The sequence below is a fragment of the Thioalkalivibrio sp. ALMg9 genome (assembly GCF_000380625.1).
Classification (GTDB): domain Bacteria; phylum Pseudomonadota; class Gammaproteobacteria; order Ectothiorhodospirales; family Ectothiorhodospiraceae; genus Thioalkalivibrio; species Thioalkalivibrio versutus.
Map to the genome: position 1 here is coordinate 68,176 of NZ_AQYC01000009.1, position 17,832 is coordinate 86,007.

Annotated in this window: 17 protein-coding genes; 10 read left to right on the forward strand and 7 right to left on the reverse strand. The window is 68.4% G+C overall.

Going from position 1 to position 17,832, the window contains the following annotated elements:
* Positions 1-54 precede the first annotated feature (54 nt).
* The 5 genes from F792_RS0109470 to F792_RS0109490 all read left to right on the forward strand — a co-directional run bounded on the left by F792_RS0109470 (position 55) and on the right by F792_RS0109490 (position 3,948).
* Positions 55-468, forward strand: a complete 414-nt coding sequence (locus F792_RS0109470; protein ID WP_018146120.1) for a rhodanese-like domain-containing protein — start codon at positions 55-57, stop codon at positions 466-468.
* Between the two features lie 157 nt (positions 469-625).
* Positions 626-1,441 carry a GNAT family N-acetyltransferase gene (locus tag F792_RS0109475; RefSeq protein WP_018169385.1) on the forward strand — a complete coding sequence of 272 codons (816 nt, stop codon included), beginning with the start codon at positions 626-628 and terminating at the stop codon, positions 1,439-1,441.
* A 4-nt stretch (positions 1,442-1,445) separates the two neighbouring features.
* Positions 1,446-2,186: a 1-acyl-sn-glycerol-3-phosphate acyltransferase gene (locus tag F792_RS0109480; protein ID WP_018169386.1), complete on the forward strand. Its 741-nt coding sequence runs from the start codon at positions 1,446-1,448 to the stop codon at positions 2,184-2,186.
* Between the two features lie 24 nt (positions 2,187-2,210).
* On the forward strand, positions 2,211-3,443 hold the full coding sequence (locus F792_RS0109485; protein ID WP_018169387.1) for a glycosyltransferase family 1 protein: 1,233 nt from the start codon (positions 2,211-2,213) through the stop codon (positions 3,441-3,443).
* Positions 3,418-3,948 (forward strand): phosphatase PAP2 family protein, encoded by a 531-nt coding sequence (locus F792_RS0109490; RefSeq protein ID WP_018176389.1) that lies wholly within the window; start codon positions 3,418-3,420, stop codon positions 3,946-3,948. The genes F792_RS0109485 and F792_RS0109490 overlap by 26 nt, the downstream gene beginning before the upstream one ends.
* A gap of 284 nt (positions 3,949-4,232) precedes the next feature.
* Here the strand turns inward: F792_RS0109490 and F792_RS0109495 are convergent, their stop codons facing one another.
* The 7 genes from F792_RS0109495 to F792_RS0109525 form a co-directional block, all read right to left on the reverse strand.
* The gene (locus F792_RS0109495; RefSeq protein WP_018169389.1) at positions 4,233-4,562 is read right to left on the reverse strand and encodes a hypothetical protein; all 330 of its coding nucleotides are present in this window, start codon (positions 4,560-4,562) and stop codon (positions 4,233-4,235) included.
* A gap of 70 nt (positions 4,563-4,632) precedes the next feature.
* Complete coding sequence (locus F792_RS0109500) at positions 4,633-5,817, reverse strand: alanine--glyoxylate aminotransferase family protein (RefSeq protein WP_018169390.1); 1,185 nt, start codon at positions 5,815-5,817, stop codon at positions 4,633-4,635.
* Positions 5,818-5,881: 64 nt separating this feature from the next.
* A complete protein-coding gene (glcF, locus tag F792_RS0109505) occupies positions 5,882-7,147 on the reverse strand; it encodes a glycolate oxidase subunit GlcF (RefSeq protein ID WP_018169391.1) in 1,266 nt (421 codons plus the stop codon).
* 4 nt (positions 7,148-7,151) lie between these two features.
* On the reverse strand, positions 7,152-8,261 hold the full coding sequence (gene glcE / locus F792_RS0109510) for a glycolate oxidase subunit GlcE (protein WP_018169392.1): 1,110 nt from the start codon (positions 8,259-8,261) through the stop codon (positions 7,152-7,154).
* A 23-nt stretch (positions 8,262-8,284) separates the two neighbouring features.
* Positions 8,285-8,689 carry a DUF302 domain-containing protein gene (locus F792_RS0109515; RefSeq protein WP_018146111.1) on the reverse strand — a complete coding sequence of 135 codons (405 nt, stop codon included), beginning with the start codon at positions 8,687-8,689 and terminating at the stop codon, positions 8,285-8,287.
* 28 nt (positions 8,690-8,717) lie between these two features.
* Positions 8,718-11,501 (reverse strand): TRAP transporter permease, encoded by a 2,784-nt coding sequence (locus tag F792_RS0109520; protein WP_018169393.1) that lies wholly within the window; start codon positions 11,499-11,501, stop codon positions 8,718-8,720.
* Positions 11,494-12,501: a TAXI family TRAP transporter solute-binding subunit gene (locus tag F792_RS0109525; protein ID WP_018169394.1), complete on the reverse strand. Its 1,008-nt coding sequence runs from the start codon at positions 12,499-12,501 to the stop codon at positions 11,494-11,496. Before F792_RS0109525 ends, F792_RS0109520 begins: the two co-directional genes overlap by 8 nt.
* Before the next feature lie 147 nt (positions 12,502-12,648).
* On the opposite strand from F792_RS0109525, the gene F792_RS0109530 reads away from it, so the two are divergent.
* The 5 genes from F792_RS0109530 to F792_RS0109550 all read left to right on the forward strand — a co-directional run bounded on the left by F792_RS0109530 (position 12,649) and on the right by F792_RS0109550 (position 17,818).
* Complete coding sequence (locus F792_RS0109530) at positions 12,649-13,443, forward strand: transglutaminase family protein (protein ID WP_018146108.1); 795 nt, start codon at positions 12,649-12,651, stop codon at positions 13,441-13,443.
* Positions 13,444-13,723: 280 nt separating this feature from the next.
* Positions 13,724-14,983, forward strand: coding sequence for a serine hydroxymethyltransferase (gene glyA, locus F792_RS0109535; protein ID WP_018169395.1), 1,260 nt, complete (start codon positions 13,724-13,726; stop codon positions 14,981-14,983).
* A 33-nt stretch (positions 14,984-15,016) separates the two neighbouring features.
* Entirely contained in the window at positions 15,017-15,598 is a 582-nt protein-coding gene (nrdR, locus tag F792_RS0109540) for a transcriptional regulator NrdR (RefSeq protein ID WP_018146106.1), read from the forward strand.
* Positions 15,598-16,773: a bifunctional diaminohydroxyphosphoribosylaminopyrimidine deaminase/5-amino-6-(5-phosphoribosylamino)uracil reductase RibD gene (ribD, locus tag F792_RS0109545; RefSeq protein WP_018169397.1), complete on the forward strand. Its 1,176-nt coding sequence runs from the start codon at positions 15,598-15,600 to the stop codon at positions 16,771-16,773. The genes nrdR and ribD overlap by 1 nt, the downstream gene beginning before the upstream one ends.
* 361 nt (positions 16,774-17,134) lie before the next feature.
* A complete protein-coding gene (locus F792_RS0109550; RefSeq protein ID WP_018169398.1) occupies positions 17,135-17,818 on the forward strand; it encodes a riboflavin synthase in 684 nt (227 codons plus the stop codon).
* Positions 17,819-17,832 lie beyond the last annotated feature (14 nt).

Consider the following 17,832-nt stretch of genomic DNA (forward strand, 5'->3'; position numbering starts at 1 on the left):
GCAAGCAGGCTCCTGCGGGGGGTAGTCCGATTCATTGCAAAAGGGAATGTTCGAATGAGCGAGAAGAAGCTGATGGATTTCGTCGCCGAGGCGCGGAAGAACGTGAAGGAGATCGCCCCGGCGGATCTTGCCGAGAAGATGGAGAACGGCGAGGACTGGCTGGTGGTGGATGTGCGCGAGCCCTACGAGTTCGAAAAGATGCACGCGCCGAACTCCATCCTCGTCCCGCGCGGCCTGCTGGAAGGTGCGGCCGATCCCAACACCCCGCACCGCATCGACGCGCTGGTGAACGCCCGCGAGAAGCCGGTGGCCGTGATGTGCGCAACCGGCGGCCGTGCCGCGATGTCCGTGCAGCGACTGCAGGACATGGGCTTTACCAACGTGGTGAACATCGCCGGCGGTATCAAGAGCTGGGAAGGCGAGGACCTGCCGGTGGAATCCGGCGCCTACACGGGCCCGCTGCCGTAGCAGAGGCTGGCCGGGCGGGGGCAGGGGCCTCCGCCCCGAACGGTGCCGTATTCGGGCACGGTTCCGGCGGCGGGTTCATCCGACCGTCATCGTTCCTACACGGGGCGGTCAACCACGCGGCGTAGTCTCCGGGACAGTTCAACCGGAGGTCGCCACCATGAGCGAACCGCAGCTGTCCCCAGCTACACCGATCGCGGCGAACGAAACCGCCTACCGCGTCCACCTCGCGTCCAGCCCGTCGGAGCTCGAGGCGGCCCAGCGCCTGCGCCACGAGGTCTTCGCCGGCGAGATGGGGGCTGCGCTTCCGGATGCTGGATCCGGTCTGGACCGGGATCCCCTGGACCCCTTCTGTCATCACCTGCTGGTGCGCGAACGGCACTCCGGTACGGTGGTTGCCTGCACACGCATCCTCACCGAGGAGAGCGCCAGCACGGCCGGTGGCTTCTACTCGCTGTCCGAATTCGAACTGGGCCCGTTGATGAATCTCCCGGGGAAGACCCTGGAGATCGGCCGCACCTGCGTGCGCGCGGATCATCGTCAGGGGGCCGCGATCAACGCGCTGTGGACCGGCCTGGCGCGGTTCATGAACGCCCATCGTTACGACTACCTGATGGGCTGTGCGAGCCTACCATTGAGCGAGCAGACGCCGGCCCAGCTGGCCTGGCTACGCCTGTTCCATCGAGCCCCGTCACGTCTGCGGGTGACGCCGCGCCGGCCGCTGCCCAATTCCCTGACCATCTGCCATGGCACACCCAGCCGTACCGGGCTGCCGCCGTTGCTGAAAGCCTACCTTCGCCTGGGTGCCCGGGTCTGCGGCGAGGCCTGTTTCGATCCCGATTTCAATGTGGCCGACGTGCTTGTCCTGCTGGATGTGCGCGCCATGCCGGACCGTTACCATCGGCACTTCATGGGCGCTATGACGCCCGCAAGCCGAGGAACGGAGCATGACCGGAACACTGCGGGCACTGGGTAGGCTGATGCGCATCGTGCTGCACATGCTGGCGGGGGTCTGGCTGACCTGGCGGATGGTCCGCCGGGGGGCCGACTTCGCGGAACGCAGCCGCATCCGCCGCGCCTGGTACGACCGCGCGCTGTGGATCGTGGGGGTGCGGCTCCGGATCCATGGCGAGGAACCCCGGCGTACGTCACTGGTGGTGGCCAACCATGTCTCCTGGCTGGATATCCCGCTAATCGGCGCCGCGATGGACACCTGTTTCCTCTCCAAGGCGGAGATCGCACGTTGGCCGATCATCGGCTGGCTCGGCCGTCAGCATGACACCCGCTTCATCGAACGCGGGGCCAATCAGGCGTCGGCCCACTTCGAGGCGATGCGGGCCGGGCTCGACGAGGGCCTGCAGTTCGTGGTGTTCCCGGAAGGCACGACCAGCCGTGGCGAGTTCGTGCGCCGGTTCCACCCGCGACTGTTTGCGGCCGTGGCCGGCACCCAGCACCCGGTACAGCCGGTGGCGCTGGCCTACGAAGGCATGCCGAACGGCCCGGTGCCGGTGTCCTACGCGGAAGACGATCGCCTGATCTCGAATGTCTGGAAGCTGTTGTGTCGGCGCGAGACGCACGTGGAGCTGCATCTTCTGGCACCGCTGGAATCCGCCAACCAGGATCGGCGCAGTCTGGCCGACGGCGCCCGCAGCGCCATTGTCGATGTGCTCGGCCTGCCGGTCGATCCGCCTTCGGGGCGCGCAAGCGCCCGCGCCTCGTAGCGGCGGGCGGGGAGGGGGTTCACCATGTCGTCGCCGCTACACACGGAATCCCGCCGCCCCTCCCGCCCATGTCTGAACCTGGCCCTGGTGACCGAGACCTGGCCACCGGAGGTCAATGGTGTGGCCCATACCCTCGCGCGCCTGGTTGAGGGGATGCGCAGCCGCGGCCATCGCGTGCAGGTGCTGCGTCCGTGCCAGCCGGGCGAATCGAAGGCCGTCGTCGTGGACCCGCTGGAGACGGACGGTTTAATGGAGGAGCGGCCATTGCCGGGGTTGCCGCTTCCGGGCTACAGCGGTTTGCGCATGGGATTGCCGGCTCGCCGGCGCTTGACGGCGCTGTGGACCGAACACCGGCCTGACGCCGTATATGTCGCGACCGAAGGGCCGCTTGGCCACTCGGCCCTGCGCGCGGCACGGTGCCTCGGGATCCCCGTCGCATCGGGGTTTCACACCCATTTCGATGGCTATGCCCGCTACTACGGCGTGGGCTGGCTGACACCTCTGGTGCGGGCCGTCCTGCGCCGTTTCCACAATCGCTGCGACGTAACCCTGGCCCCCACGCAGGCACTGGCCACAAGCCTTGCAGGCCATGGCTTCGAGCGCGTGCGGGTGATGGCGCGCGGCGTGGATACCCGGCACTTCACGCCGGCACGGCGATCCTCGCGCCTGCGTCGGCAATGGGGGCCCGGGCCGGTGGTCCTGTACGTCGGCCGACTGGCGCCAGAGAAGAATCTGGGGCTGGTGGTGGAAGCCTTCCGAACATTGCAGGAGCGCCTGCCCGACGCCCGCCTGGTGCTGGTGGGGGACGGACCCTCCCGTGTCGCGCTTGAGCGGGCACACCCGGACCTGATCTTTACCGGGCAGCAGGTGGGGCAGGCCCTGGCCCAGCACTACGCCAGCGCCGACCTGTTCCTGTTCCCATCCACCTCCGAGACCTTCGGCAACGTGGTGATCGAGGCCATGGCCAGCGGGATCCCGGTGCTGGCCTTCGATACTGCGGCGGCTCACGAGCACGTGATCAGCGGCGTGAGCGGCGCCCGGGTGCGCTTTACCGGCGATGTGACGGCGGATGCCGCAGCCTTTGTCACGGCGGCTGCGGAACTCGCACAGACCCCGGAGGGGTGGAGCGAGATGGGGCGCCACGCCCGGGCGTGCGCCCGTGGGCTTGACTGGGTCGAGGTGGTCGCCGAGTTCGAAACGGTTTGTCTGGAACTGCTAGGAGAGGCGCGCGATGCGAGTCCTGCACTGGATGGATGAGTTCGAGCTGGCGGTCTGCCAGCGGTTCAATCACTACAATCGCCGTCGCGCCGTCAGCGGGTTCTTCGGCTGGATCAGCCGCCTGGGCGATGGGGCCATCTGGTATGCGCTGATGCTTGCCCTGCCACTGATCCATGGGCCGCAGGCGGCCTGGGTCAGTCTGCAGATGGCGGTAGTGGGGCTGGCCTCGCTGCCGCTCTACAAGTGGCTGAAGCGGCGCACCAGCCGGCGTCGTCCCTGCCATCGTGGTCGTCCGTTCGCGCGCACCGTGGATCCGCTGGACGAGTTCAGTTTCCCCTCCGGCCATACGATGCACGCGGTGGGGTTTACGGTGATCCTGGTGGCCTGGTTCCCGGTGTGGGCGTGGCTGGTCGTGCCGTTCGCGGTGCTGGTGGCCGCCTCGCGGCTGGTGCTGGCCCTGCACTACCCGAGCGATGTCGCCATGGGCGCCTTGATCGGCGCAACGGTGGCTGCGACCGTTCTTGGACTGGTCAGCCTGCTCTGACAGCGAACCTGCGTCACCCACTTTGTAATCCCGGAAACCGCGCAGCGGTTATCCGGGATCTGGTTGAACGGCCCGGGGCGTTCCCGGAGATCCCGGCTCTCCGCTTCGTTGCGGCCGGGATGACGGGGAGAGGTTTGCTCCGGCCGGGGGGCGGTGACAGCTTCGCTCCGGCCGGGATGACGAGGAGGGCTTCACTCCGGCCGGGATGGCGGGGCGTTCAGGCCTTTCCGGGGTGATGGCCCACGGAATGCCCCGCCGGCTGTGTCCGGAGGCAGGGCGCGGCGTCAGCCGCGCAGGGCGAGCGCTTCCTCGTTGTAGGCGGCGTCGATGGTGACGATGGTCTTTTCCACCAGGCGGAAGCCCTCGACCGGGGCGTCGTCGCCCATGTACTTCAGGCGGGTCGGGCCGATGGACTTGACCGCCTCGGCCCGTTCCATGGTGGCGTCCGGGCTGTCGGAACCGGCGCCGTCCATCAGGGCGACTAGGACCTCGGCCGCGATGGGGTTGCGGTGGTCTCCGCTGCGCGCCTTTTCCAGTGACGCGGCGGGGTCGCCGTCCAGGAACACGCCGTCCATGTGTTCGTCCAGATACTGCAGCAGTTGACTTAGCGTCATGGTGTAGGTCTCCCGTTGGGTCTCGAAGCGCCGTCATCGCTCGCAGGCGATGACGGCGGCCGGTAATGGTTCAGCCTTGCTGCGCGTAGGTGGCGCGGGCGGCGGACAGCGCACGGCCAGGGGTGACCGCGCCCATGTCGGCCAGCACGGCCTCCAGCGCAGACAGGCACAGCAGCACGTTCTTCTCGTTGGCGCCATGGCCCATCAGGCCGATGCGCCAGACCTTGCCCGCGTACGGGCCGAGTCCCGCGCCGATCTCCAGGCCGTAGCGGTTCAGTAGTTCGCCACGTACCGCGGCCTCGTCGACGCCTTCCGGCACGTGAATGGTGTTCAGCTGCGGCAGGCGATGCTCGGCGTCCACCAGGAAGCTCAGGCCCATGGCCTCGAGTCCGGCGCGCAGGGCAGCGTGATGACGATCGTGGCGCGACCAACTGTTCTCCAGGCCTTCCTCGGCGAGGATCACCAGCGATTCGTGCAGGGCGTACAGGGCGTTGATCGGCGCGGTGTGGTGGTAGGCACGCTTGCCGCCGCCGCCCCAGTAGCCCATGACCAGGTTGAGGTCGAGAAACCAGCTCTGCACCTTGTGGCTGCGTGCCTGGATGCATTCCACCGCGCGTTCGCTGAAGCTGACCGGCGACAGCCCCGGGGTGCAGGACAGGCACTTCTGCGAGCCGGAGTAGATCGCGTCCACGCCCCAGTCGTCCACGTACAGCGGGCTGCCGGCGAGGCCGGTGACCGAGTCGACGATGCTCAGGCAGTCATGCTCGCGGGCCAGGCGGCACAGCGTCTCGACATCCGAGCGCGCCCCGGTCGAGGTCTCGGCGTGCACGAAGGCCAGGATTTTCGCGTCCGGGTTGCCCTTCAGCGCGTCCTCGACCTTCTCGGGGGAGACCGGGGCGCCCCAGTCGTCCTCGATCACCACGGCGGTACCGCCGCAGCGCTCGACGTTCTCCTTCATCCGGGTGCCGAACACGCCGTTGATACAGACGATGACCTTGTCACCCGGTTCGACCAGGTTCACGAAGCAGGTCTCCATGCCGGCGGAACCGGGGGCGGAGACCGGCAGGGTCAGGGCGTTGTTGGTCTGGAAGGCGTACTGCAGCAGGCCCTTCATCTCCTCCATCATGCCGACAAACACCGGGTCCAGATGGCCGATGATCGGGCGGCTCATCGCGGCGAGCACGCGCGGATTCACGTCGGAGGGGCCGGGGCCCATCAGGGTGCGCTGCGGGGGGAGAAAGGATTTTGCCTGCATGGATGCGTCTACCGGATTGGAAAAGGGGGAATCTAGAGTGCTGTCGGGGCTTGGGCAAGCGCCCCTACGCACCGGCGGGAGTTGCGCCGCAGTGGCGTTCGAGCAGTGTGAGCCAGTGCTCGACCGGCGTATCGGTCCCGTACTGCAGGTGCGTCTGGCAGCCGATGTTGGCGGTCACGATGCGCGCGGGGCCGCTGGCCTCGAGGTTGTCCAGCTTGCGCTGGCGCAGACGGCCCGCCATCGCCGGCTGGAGAATGGAATAGGTTCCGGCCGAGCCGCAGCACAGATGCGGCTCGGCGACCGGCACCAGGTGGAAGCCGGCGGCCTGCAGTAGCGGTTCCACGCGGCCGGCCAGGCCCTGGCCATGTTGCAGGGTGCAGGGGGCATGCCAGGCGACGGGCGGGTGATCTGCCGGCGCCCGGATGCCGAGGCTGCGGATGGTCTGGATATCGAACAGCTCGACCGGGTCGCGGACCTGCGCCGTGAAGCGGGCGGCGCGTGCGGCATACGTCGGGTCGTCGGCCAGGATGTGCGCGTAGTCGCGCAGCATCACGCCGCAGCCGCTGGCGGTGCTGACGACGGCGTCCACCCCGTCCGCAAGGATCGACTCCCAGGCGTCGAGGTTGGCCCGGACCCGCTCGCGGGTGCGCTCCGCGAACGCCAGGTGGTGTTCCACCGCGCCGCAGCAGCGGGCCTCGCCGGCCTCGACCACCTCGATGCCAAGGCGCCCGAGCAGGCCCCGGAGTGCGGCGTTGATGCGGGCGTCGATCGCATCGTGCACGCAGCCGCCGAGCAGCAGCACGCGCCCGTGGGGAAAGCCCGCCGGAGTCGCCGCGCCAATGTTGGTTGCACCGGCCCGGGCACCGTGGCGTGCGGGCACGCGGCGCTTCAGGGTGGCGGGCAGCAGTGGGCGGGCCAGGCGGCCCAGCCCCAGGGCTAGACGGAACGGCCAGCGCGCCGGCAGCGCGCGGACCAGCAGGGTGCGCAGCAGCCGGTCGCGCCAGCCGCGCGGGAGGTCTTCCTCGATCACCTCCCGGCCAAAGGCGACCAGGTGGTTGTAATCGACCCCGGAGGGGCAGGTGGTCATGCAGTTGAGACAGGTCAGGCAGCGGTCCAGGTGGGTGCGGGTGGTGGTATTGGCCTCGCCGCTCTCCAGGACCTGCTTGATCTGGTAGATGCGTCCGCGCGGGCCGTCCAGCTCGTCACCCTGTTCCTGATAGGTGGGGCAAGTCGCGTTGCAGAAGCCACAGTGCACGCAGGCACGCAGGGCGTCTTCGGCGATGCGCGCCGCCGGATCATTCTCGAAGCGCGGGTGCAGGCGAGTTTCCATGGCCTCAGCTCGCCGGCACGGTGCGTGGATGAGGGGTGATCAGCGGGGCGAAGAACACGCCGTCAGGGTCCAGGGCGGCGCGGACCTCGCCCTCCAGGCGCGCATGGGCCGGTGCGCGGGGGTGCAGCCAGGCCGCCCCGGCCGGATCGCCGGACCACAGGCGGGCGTGTCCGCCCGCTTGCTCGGTGGCAGCGCGCACTGCGTCCGGGGTGGCCGTGGAGCGCAGCCAGCGCTCGCCGCCGCCCCAGTTGAGCAGCCATTCGCCGGGCAGATCCAGCGGCGGGGTGGCGGGCGGCAGGCTCAGACGCCACAGGCGCTCGTCGCGGGCCATGGGTCGGGTGAGGAAGGGCAGGTGCCGATCGCGCAGTTGCGCCCAGAAGGCCGGGCCGTCGATATCCGGTGCTGCGCCCAGGCGTTCGGCGGCCTCCTGCACGGCCTCCTGGCCACCGCCCAGGCGGATGTGGCCGATACCGTCAGCCCAGGCCAGGCCCGAGAACGGCAGGGCGGTACGGCCCCAGTCGCGCGCCTGCTCGATGAAGGCCGCGGCGGAGCTCTCCTGGCGCAGCCAGGCCTGGTAGGCGGGGGCGGGCAGCAGCTTGAAGCTGACCTCCAGCAGCAGGCCCAGGCTGCCGAGGCTGCCGGCCATCAGCCGCGAGACGTCGAAGCCGGCGACGTTCTTCATCACTTCGCCGCCGAAGCGCAGGATCTCGCCGCGACCGTTGACGATGCGGGTGCCAAGCACGGCGTCGCGCAGGCTGGCGGTCCAGGGGCGGCGTGCGCCGGACAGGCCCAGGGCCACCATGCCGCCCACGGTGCTGGACGGCGTGGGCATGGCCGGTTCGAAGGGCAGCATCATGTCCACTTCTTCCAGCGCGGCCTGCAGTTCCATCACCGGCGTGCCGGCGCGCACGGTCACCACCAGCTCGCTGGGTGCGAGGTTGACGATGCCGTGATGGCCGCTGGCCTCCAGTGGCTGGACATCCGGTTCGAAGCCCGTGGGGAAGGCACGCGCGCGCTGACTGCCGCCGCCGGCGATCGCCAGGCGGTGCCCGGCGGCGACGGCCGTTCGGATGCGCTCGGCCAGCCCGGCGGACTGGTCGGTTCCAGTATCCATAGGTGTGCTCGCGAAGCTGGGGACTAGCCAGTCTCGAGGGTCAGGCGCACGCGCTCCAGACGATGGCGTACCTCGCCGGCCAGGTCTTCGACACCGGGTTTGTCGACCAGACCCATGACCGCGACCGGGTCCATGAAGCCGACCGTGCAGGTGCCGTTCTCGTTGTCCTGCACCAGCACGTTGCAGGGCAGCAGAAGGCCGATGTTGGGGTCGGCTTCGACGGCCTGGCGTGCAAGGTTCGGGTTGCAGGCGCCGAGGATGCGGTAGGGGCGATGCTCCAGATCCAGTTTCTTCTTGAAGGCCGCAGCGACGTCGATATCGCTGAGGATGCCGAAGCCCTCCTCGCCGAGGGCGGCCGTGGTCTGCGCGATCACGTCCTCGATGCCGCCCTTCACGATGACATTGAAGCCGTAGTTGGGTTGTTCCATTGCGGTGTACTCCGATTGCGGTTCGTGGTTACGCCGAAAGGGCGGGGGTGTCGGCGGAAGGGCCGCGCCCCGGCGGTTCCGCGCGTCGGCGCTGATTCCAGACTACCAGCAGTCCCAGCGCCAGGGCCGGAAGGTAGAACCAGTATGGGCTGGGGCGCTCGGTCGGCACCAGTACGCCGGTGATGGTCCAGCCACCCTCCAACCCTACGCGGCCGGCCGGGCTGCCGAAAGCGACCGTCTGGATCTGTGCCTTCTGGTCGTCCGGGTCGAAGCGCACGTCCAGCCCGGCGTCGGCCAGACGCTCGCGCGGGGCCAGATCGGGGTCGCCCAGGGGGAACATCACCGTGCGGGTGATCTCGCGGCCCTCCAGGTCGATGCCGGTGGCCTCCAGGCGCAGCGAGTCGCGGTCCGGGATGGTCTCGACGACCTCGAGCAGGGTCTCCGCCGGCTGGTGCTGATAGGGAGCCGCGATGCGGTCCATCAGCACGGTCGGGACCAGCAGCACGAAGGCGACTGCCATCAACGCGGCGGACTCCCAGTAGCGGCTGCGGGTCAGGAACCAGCCCTGGGTGGCCGCGGTAAAGGCGAGGATGCCGGCCAGCGAGCCGAGGAAGACCAGCGCCAGCTGGAACACGTTGTCCACCCCGATCAACAGCAACTGGCTGTTGAAGATGAAGAAGAACGGCAACGCGATGGTGCGCAGGCTGTAGGCGAAGGCCTGGATCCCGGTGCGAATCGGGTCGGCCTTCGCGATCGCCGCGCCGGCAAAAGAGGCCAGGCCCACCGGTGGCGTCACGTCGGCCATGATGCCGAAATAGAACACGAACAGGTGGGCCGCGATCAGCGGGATCAGGATGTCGTGCTGGGCCCCCAGATCGACGATGATCGGGGCCATCAGGGTCGCCACAATGATGTAGTTCGCGGTGGTCGGCAGGCCCAGGCCAAGGACCAGGCTGATCACCGCGGTCAGTACCAGCACCAGCAGCAGGTTGCCGCCGGACAGGGTATCCACCAGGTCGGTCAGCACCAGGCCGACGCCGGTCATCGCCACCGTGCCGACGATGATCCCGGCCGCGGCGGTGGCCAGGCCGATACCGATCATGTTGCGCGCGCCGGTCTCGAAGCCCTGGAACAGTTCCCAGACCCCAACCCACGCGGCTTGCAGGAGACGCCCCTGGCGCCGGAACAGGGCCACCAGCGGGCGCTGGGTCAGCACGATGAAGATCATGAACGCCACCGCCCAGAACGCCGCCAGCCCCGGCGACAGGCGTTCGACCACCAGCGCCCAGACCAGCACCACCAGCGGCAGCAGGTAGTGCAGCCCGCTCAGGACCGTGGGGGCGACCCGCGGCAGCGGGCGCTCGGTATCCAGGGCCTCGGGGTCCGGCTCGCGCGCGACGATCCAGACCAGTACCAGGTAGGTGGCGAACAACAGGCCGGCGATGATCCAGGCCGCGGCGTCGCCGGCGACGATCTTGATCCAGCCCAGTCCCCAGTACACCGCACCCGCCAGGATGATCAGGCTGGCCACGGTCAAGGCGAAGCTGATCAGGCGCCCGCGCCAGGTCGTCACGGTGGCGCGCTGGAGGCCCTCCATGCCGTTCTTGCAGGCCTCCAGGTGGACGATGTAGATCAGTGCGATATAGGCGATCAGCGCCGGCAGGATCGCGTGCTTGAGCACCTCGACATAAGGGATGCCGACGTACTCGACCATCAGGAACGCGGCGGCGCCCATCACCGGCGGCATCAGCTGGCCATTCACCGAACTGGCGACCTCTACCGCGCCGGCCTTGTGCGGGGCAAAGCCGACCCGCTTCATCAGCGGTACGGTGAAGGTGCCGGTGGTGACCACGTTGGCGATCGACGAGCCGGAGACCACGCCGGTCATCCCGGAGGCCAGCACCGCCGCCTTGGCCGGGCCGCCGCGCAGGTGCCCGAGCAGGGCGAAGGCGACGCGGATGAAGTAGTCGCCGGCCCCGGCGCGCTCCAGCAATGCACCGAACAGTACGAACAGGAAGACGAAGCTGGTGGAGACGCCCAGCGCGATGCCGAATACACCCTCGTTGGACAGCCACTGCTGGGCCATCGCGCGCGGGTAACTGGCGCCGCGATGGGCGATCAGGTCCGGCATCAGCGGCCCGGCAAAGGTATAGAACAGGAAGATCGCGGCGATGATGGTCAGCGCCGGGCCGAGCACCCGGCGGGTGGCCTCCAGCAGCAGGATCAGCCCGATCCCGGCCATGATCAGGTCCACCTCGGTGGGGGCGCCGGGGCGTGTCGCCAGCGCCTCGTGGAACAGGTACAGATACAGGGCGCTGAAGGCCGCGACCACGGCGAACACCCAGTCGCCAAGGGGCACGCGATGCACGGGGTCGTTTCCGCGCAGGAGTGGCCAGGCGACCACCACCAGGGCGATGCCGAGCGCCAGGTAGACCTCGCCCAGGCGTTCCAGGCCGAGGAACTGCCACAGCCCCAGTGCGATCAGGGCCAGCCCACCCAGGGCATAGAGGATGCCGATGGCGTGTTGCCAGCCCTTGCCGCGGGCGGTGGCGCGGACCGCCGGGAACAGCAGATAGCCGAGGAAGATCGCGAACGCCAGGTGGATCGAGCGGGCCTCGGTCTCGGAGACGACGAAGATGTCGACCCAGTCGGCGATCGGCGAGGCGATCCAGATCTGGAACAGCGACCAGGCCACGGCGGTGAGCCAGATCAGGCTGCGGGTGGCGCGGCCCGGGTGGCGGCCGCCGGTCTCCAGTTCGGCGACCTGGCGGTCATCCGGGGCGGCTGGGTCCTGGGGTCGAGTCTCAGTCATCGATCAGTCCTGCCTCGCGGAAATAGCGCTGTGCGCCGGGGTGCATGGGGGCGGACAGGCCCTCGTCCACCATGCCCTCGCGTTCGAGACCGCTGAACGCCGGGTGCAGGCCGCGGAAGGTCTCGAAGTTGTCGAACACGGCGCGGGTCAGCTCGTAGGCGGCCGTGTTCGAGGTGCGGTCCGAGGTGACCAGGGTCGCGCCCACGCCGTAGGTGCGGATGTCCTGGTCCTGCCCCGGGTAGGTATCGGCGGGGATCACGGCCGTGAGGTAATAGGGCGTCGAGCGGATCAGCTCCTCGATCGCCGGACCTTCGATGGACACCAGGCGGGCGTCGCAGGTGGCGATGGGCTCCTGGATCGCCGCCGACGGATGCCCGACCGAGAAGACGAAGGCGTCGATCCGGTTGTCGCACAGCGCCTGCGCCTGCTCGCGCGAGGGCAGTTCGCCCACGCGGCGGAAGGTGTCGTGGTCCCAGCCGAGCTTCGCCATCAGCTCTTCCATCAGGGTGCGCTGGCCGGAGCCGGGATTGCCGATGTTCACCCGCTTGCCCGGCAGGTCGTCCAGGCCCTGGATGTCCGCATCCGGGCGGACCACCAGGGTCAGTGGCTCGGGGTGCAGGCTGAACATCGCCCGCAGGTGGTCGGCGGGCCCGAAGGCCTCAAAGCGGCCGCTGCCATGATAGGCGTGGTACTGGAGATCCGACTGGGCCACGCCGAAGTCCATGTCGCCGGAACGCACCATGTTCAGGTTGAATACCGAACCGCCCGTGCTCTCCGCGGTGCAGCGCATCCCGTGGCTGTCGCGGCGGGTGTTGAACAGCCGGCACAGGTGCTGGCCGGCCGGGTAGTACACACCGGTGACGCCGCCGGTGCCGATGTTGATGAAGCGTTGTTCCGCCTGGGCCAGGGGGGCGAGCAGCAACAGGCCGAGGGCAAGCAGCCCACCGGTCAGGTGCCGGGTGCGGCGTCTCGCGGTGCGGTGGTCGGGTCGTCCTCGCATACGGGCTCCGGGGAACAGGCGATTTCGGAAGTGTAGGGAATCGCGGGCCAATGTACACGGTCGCAGCCGGCTGCCAGGGCCACCTACGTGTAGCCCCGCCGCCGGGCAGGGCGTAGTGTAGGAGGTTCACCCCAAGAGGCCCCGTTCATGTGGCTCGAGACCCGTTGTGACTTCGAGTTCGAGATCGTCGAACCCACGCCGTTTGTGCTGATGCTGCGACCGCGCAGTGGCCCGCTGCAATGGGTCGCGCGCGAGGAATATCGCCTGGTGCCGACGGCGCCGGTGTCCGAGTTCGTCGACATCTACGGCAACCTCTGCCAGCGCCTGATCGCGCCGCCAGGGACGTTCTCCATCCATACCGCGGCGGAGGTGCAGACGGCCGAGGCCCTCGACCGGGCCCCGGGCGCACCGTTTGTCGAGGTGCAGTCCCTGCCGGATGCCGTACTGAGTTATCTCCTGCCGAGCCGGTTCTGCGAATCGGATCGCTTCAACCTGATGGCGACCGAAATCACTGCCGGCCAGTGGCTGGGTTACGACCAGGTGGCGGCCATCGAGCAGTGGCTGCGCGAGCGCATCGAATATCTCCCGGGGACCAGCGATATCCCGATCTCGGCCGCGGAGGTGAATCAGCGCGGGAGCGGGGTGTGTCGCGACCTGGCGCATCTCGGGATTGCACTGTGCCGCAGTCTCAGTATCCCGGCGCGCATGGTGGTCGGGTACCTGCACGGCCTGCAGCCGATGGACATGCATGCCTGGTTCGAGGCCTTCGTCGGGGGGCGCTGGTACACCTTTGATGCGACCCAGGCCGAGTTGCGGGGTGGCTACGTGGTCGTGGGCTACGGCCGTGATGCGGCCGATGTGGCGGTCTACAACCAGTTCGGCCTGCCGGTATACCCGACCCGCCACGACGTCGACGTCCGTCGAATCGAAGGGCCGAACTAAGGCGTTGGAGCGAGCGCACGCGGCCCGTTTTCCGGATGAGCGGAAGGGGTTTGTGCCTCTGGTCTTCCCGGGGTGCGGCCGGGCATCAAAGTGCCTGATCGGACTTGCGAAACACCGGTCTTGGAAGGGGGCTCGGTGGTCCGCAGCGGCCGTGTCGGGAGACGTCCGGCCTGAAAAGAAGGGCTGGATGGCGTATGATTGGCGGCCTTTTTGCGGCAGCGCCCCAAGTAGCTGGCGCGCCGAAATCCGCTGAATCCAACGCTTTGAACGGGAGACCCGAATGTTTTCGATCGACATGAGTATCCACGGCTACGATGACGACCTCTGGAATGCCATCCGCGACGAGTCGCAGCGTCAGGAAGAGCACATCGAGCTGATCGCGTCGGAAAACTACACCAGCCCGCGCGTGATGGAAGCGCAGGGTTCGGTGCTGACCAACAAGTACGCCGAGGGCTACCCGGGCAAGCGCTACTATGGCGGTTGCGAGCACGTCGACGTGGTTGAGCAGCTGGCGATCGATCGCCTCAAGCAGCTCTACGGTGCCGACTACGCCAACGTGCAGCCGCATTCCGGCTCCCAGGCCAACGCCGCGGTGTACATGGCCCTGCTGCAGCCGCATGACACCGTCCTGGGCATGAGCCTGGACGCCGGTGGCCACCTGACCCACGGTGCCAAGCCGAACTTCTCCGGCAAGATCTACAACGCGGTGCAGTACGGCATCACCGACGAGGGCCTGATCGACTACGACGAGGTCCAGCGCCTGGCCACCGAGCACCAGCCGAAGATGATCGTCGCCGGCTTTTCCGCCTATTCGCGCGTGGTCGACTGGAAGCGCTTCCGCGAGATCGCGGATAGCGTCGGTGCCTACCTGATGGTCGACATGGCCCACGTCTCCGGCCTGATCGCTGCCGGCGAGTACCCCAACCCGATCGACCACGCCCATGTGGTCACCTCCACCACGCACAAGTCCCTGCGCGGGCCGCGTGGCGGCTTCATCATCTCCAAGGGGCAGCCGGAACTGAACAAGAAGTTCCAGTCGCTAATCTTCCCGGGCACCCAGGGTGGTCCGCTGATGCACGTGATCGCCGGCAAGGCGGTGGCGTTCAAGGAGGCCCTGGAGCCGGAATTCAAGACCTACCAGAAGCAGGTGATCGCCAACGCCCGCGCGATGGCCGAGGTGCTGGTGGAGCGTGGCTTCGATATCGTCTCCGGCGGTACCGACAACCACCTGTTCCTGCTGAGCCTGGTCGCCAAGGGCATGACCGGCAAGGCCGCGGATGCCGCGCTGGGCCGCGCCAACATCACGGTCAACAAGAACGCCGTGCCGAACGATCCGCAGTCCCCGTTCGTGACCTCCGGCATTCGCATCGGCACCGCCGCGCTGACCACTCGCGGCTTCACCGAGTCCGAGTCCCGCGAGCTGGCCGGCTGGATCGCCGACGTGCTGGATGATCACGAGAACGAGCAGGTGATCGACGCGACCCGCGAGAAGGTCCTCGAGATCTGCCGTCGCTTCCCGGTGTACGGTCACGGCGAATAACCACCGCCAGTTGGCCGGCTGACGGGGCACGGGATGCGCTGTCCGTCCTGTCATGATCAGGACACCCGCGTGGTCGATTCGCGGGTGGCCGGACCGGAGCAGGAACAGATCCGGCGCCGGCGGCAGTGCCGTGCCTGTGGTGCGCGCTTTACCACCTTCGAGCGGGCGGAGTTCAGCCTGCCGCGGGTGGTCAAGCGTTCCGGTGAACGGGTCGCCTTCGACGAGGAAAAGCTGCGCAGCGGTCTGCGCCGGGCACTGCACAAGCGCCCGGTGAAGACCGATGATGTCGAGCGCGTGATCGACGACATCAAGCGCCAGCTTTCGGCCGTCACGGCCCCCGAGGTGAAGTCCGACCGCATCGGCGAAATGGTGCTGGCGGCCTTGCACGGGCTGGACCATGTGGCCTATATCCGTTTTGCCTCTATCTATCTCAGCTTCGCCAGTGTGCAGTCCTTCCGTGAGGCGATCGAACGGCTGGAGGATGACCTCAGCCCGGAGATGCGCCGTTCGCAGATGCGCCTGATCGACGAGGAGGCGACCGGAAACGCCCCGGAATCCGCGGCGGACGGGCGGGCCACCCCGGCGACGGACGGCGGCTCGCAGGAGGGGATGTAATGGAAGCGCCGACGACCGAGCAGGTCATTGCCGACCGCCGGCACATGGCGCGCGCCCTGGAACTGGCGGATTACGGCCGCTTCACCGCGGATCCGAATCCGCGGGTGGGCTGCGTCATCGTGCGCGACGGCCGGGAGGTAGGCGCGGGCCTGCACTGGAAGGCCGGCGAGGTGCATGCCGAGGTGAACGCGCTGCAAGCGGCCGGTGAGGCCGTGCAAGGCGCGACCGCCTACGTGACTCTGGAGCCCTGCAGTCATCAGGGCCGCACCCCGCCGTGTACCGATGCGCTGATCCGGGCGGGCGTCGCGCGGGTCGTGATCGCGATGCTGGATCCGAACCCACAGGTATGCGGGGGCGGGATCGATGCCTTGCAGGCGGCCGGTATCCGGGTCGACAGCGGCGTGCTGGAGGCCGAGGCACGGGCGCTGAACCCCGGCTTCGTGCAGCGCATGGAGCAGGGGCGCCCCTGGGTGCGGGTCAAGCTGGCCGCGAGCCTGGACGGGCGGACGGCCATGGCCTCCGGCGAGTCGCAGTGGATCACCGGCGAGGCGGCGCGGCGCGACGTGCAACTGTGGCGGGCGCGGGCCGGGGCGATCGTCACCGGCAGTGGCACCGTGGTCGGCGATGACCCGCGCCTGAATGTGCGCATGAAGCCGTTTGATCTGGCTGCCCACGCCGGCTTCCCGGATGACCCGCGGTATCACGATCTGCCGACCCGGCAGCCACTGCGCGTCATCCTCGATGCGCGCCTGCGCACGCCCCCGGGCTCGCAGATCCTGCGTGACGGGCCGGTCTGGATCCTCACCAGTCCCGATGTGGCGGGCTCGCCTGCGGCGGATGCCCTGCGCGGCAAGGGTGCCGAGGTGCGGGCCGTGCCGCTGGCGGAGGAATCTGCCGAGGGCGGGCTTGATCTGGGTGCGGTGCTTACGGAGCTGGGACGGGCAGAGGTCAACGAGCTCCACGTGGAATCCGGACCCGGCCTGGCCGGTGCGCTCGCCCGCGGTGGCTGGGTTGACGAGTGGCTGATCTACCAGGCGCCGTTGCTGATGGGCTCCAGCGCCCGTCCCCTGGTGGAGTGGCCACTGGCCCGCATGGCCGAACGCGCCGAACTCGAAGTCGTCGACACCCGCTGGGTCGGCGATACCCTGCGCCTGCTTGCCCGTCCGCGTTCCTAAGGGCTTGTTTGCATCACGAAGCGCACGACGACAGGAAGAGCGGGCAGGGCAAGTCGCAAGAGCGATCGACAGGAAGACGGGGAGGATGATGGAGCTCGAGGCGCGGCAATCCAACGCCTCGGCGCTGAATAAACCATAGGGCCCCCTGTTCGGCTTCGTTCTAAGCGCCTTCCGATCTGCAATCGCCATTGACCTGCTTCGTGGCTTCGTGGGCTTCGTGATGGCCCTTGAAGGACTTGCGAGGACCGGCGTTGCCACTATAAACGCCCGGGTCGTGGTGCGAATTCATTAGCGTTTCCCTATGATGGGGCGCCTGTGGCCCGGCATTGTGCTCCGGACCCGACCGAACGAGTGGACATCCATGTTTACCGGAATCATCGAGACCCTTGGCAGCCTGGAGCGCCTCACCCCCAGCGGGGGCGATGTGCGCTTGCACGTCAATGCGACCGGGATGGACCTGTCGGATACCCGCCTGGGGGATTCCATCGCGGTCAACGGCGTCTGCCTGACGGTGACCGATCTGCCGGGCAATGGCTTTGCCGCCGATGTCTCGCGGGAGTCGCTGGATGTCACCACGCTGGGCCATCTCGGTCCGGGGGATCGGGTGAATCTCGAACGTGCGCTGGCGCTGGGTGATCGCCTGGGCGGGCACATGGTGTCCGGGCATGTCGACGGTGTGGGCGAAGTCGTGGCGATGGAGCCGGACGCGCGCTCCACCCGCGTGCGGTTTCGCGCGCCGGCGGCGCTGGCTCGCTACATCGCGGCCAAGGGCTCGATCACCATCGACGGCACCAGCCTGACGGTGAACCGGGTGGACGGCGCCGAGTTCGAGGTCAACATCATCCCGCACACCTGGTCACTGACCCGGTTTGCCGTGTACGCAGTGGGCACGCCGGTCAACCTGGAGGTGGACCTGATCGCCCGCTATCTGGAACGCCTGATGCTGGGCGATCGCGCGGCCGAGCCGGGCGGGCAGGCGGGCGATCTGTCCGAGGCCTGGCTGGCCGAGCAGGGCTTTCCCAATCACTCCGGTTCGCGCGACTAACTGCGCAGCCGAAA

Coding starts and splice junctions, on each gene's coding strand:
- F792_RS0109495 (WP_018169389.1), bottom strand. CDS start 4,562: ATGACGCTAAGTCAACTGCTGCAGTATCTGGACGAACACATGGACGGC.
- glyA (WP_018169395.1), top strand. CDS start 13,724: ATGTTTTCGATCGACATGAGTATCCACGGCTACGATGACGACCTCTGG.
- nrdR (WP_018146106.1), top strand. CDS start 15,017: ATGCGCTGTCCGTCCTGTCATGATCAGGACACCCGCGTGGTCGATTCG.
- F792_RS0109515 (WP_018146111.1), bottom strand. CDS start 8,689: ATGGAACAACCCAACTACGGCTTCAATGTCATCGTGAAGGGCGGCATC.
- glcF (WP_018169391.1), bottom strand. CDS start 7,147: ATGGAAACTCGCCTGCACCCGCGCTTCGAGAATGATCCGGCGGCGCGC.
- F792_RS0109500 (WP_018169390.1), bottom strand. CDS start 5,817: ATGCAGGCAAAATCCTTTCTCCCCCCGCAGCGCACCCTGATGGGCCCC.
- F792_RS0109490 (WP_018176389.1), top strand. CDS start 3,418: ATGCGAGTCCTGCACTGGATGGATGAGTTCGAGCTGGCGGTCTGCCAG.
- ribD (WP_018169397.1), top strand. CDS start 15,598: ATGGAAGCGCCGACGACCGAGCAGGTCATTGCCGACCGCCGGCACATG.
- F792_RS0109475 (WP_018169385.1), top strand. CDS start 626: ATGAGCGAACCGCAGCTGTCCCCAGCTACACCGATCGCGGCGAACGAA.
- F792_RS0109480 (WP_018169386.1), top strand. CDS start 1,446: ATGCGCATCGTGCTGCACATGCTGGCGGGGGTCTGGCTGACCTGGCGG.
- F792_RS0109520 (WP_018169393.1), bottom strand. CDS start 11,501: ATGACTGAGACTCGACCCCAGGACCCAGCCGCCCCGGATGACCGCCAG.
- glcE (WP_018169392.1), bottom strand. CDS start 8,261: ATGGATACTGGAACCGACCAGTCCGCCGGGCTGGCCGAGCGCATCCGA.
- F792_RS0109485 (WP_018169387.1), top strand. CDS start 2,211: ATGTCGTCGCCGCTACACACGGAATCCCGCCGCCCCTCCCGCCCATGT.
- F792_RS0109530 (WP_018146108.1), top strand. CDS start 12,649: ATGTGGCTCGAGACCCGTTGTGACTTCGAGTTCGAGATCGTCGAACCC.
- F792_RS0109550 (WP_018169398.1), top strand. CDS start 17,135: ATGTTTACCGGAATCATCGAGACCCTTGGCAGCCTGGAGCGCCTCACC.
- F792_RS0109525 (WP_018169394.1), bottom strand. CDS start 12,501: ATGCGAGGACGACCCGACCACCGCACCGCGAGACGCCGCACCCGGCAC.
- F792_RS0109470 (WP_018146120.1), top strand. CDS start 55: ATGAGCGAGAAGAAGCTGATGGATTTCGTCGCCGAGGCGCGGAAGAAC.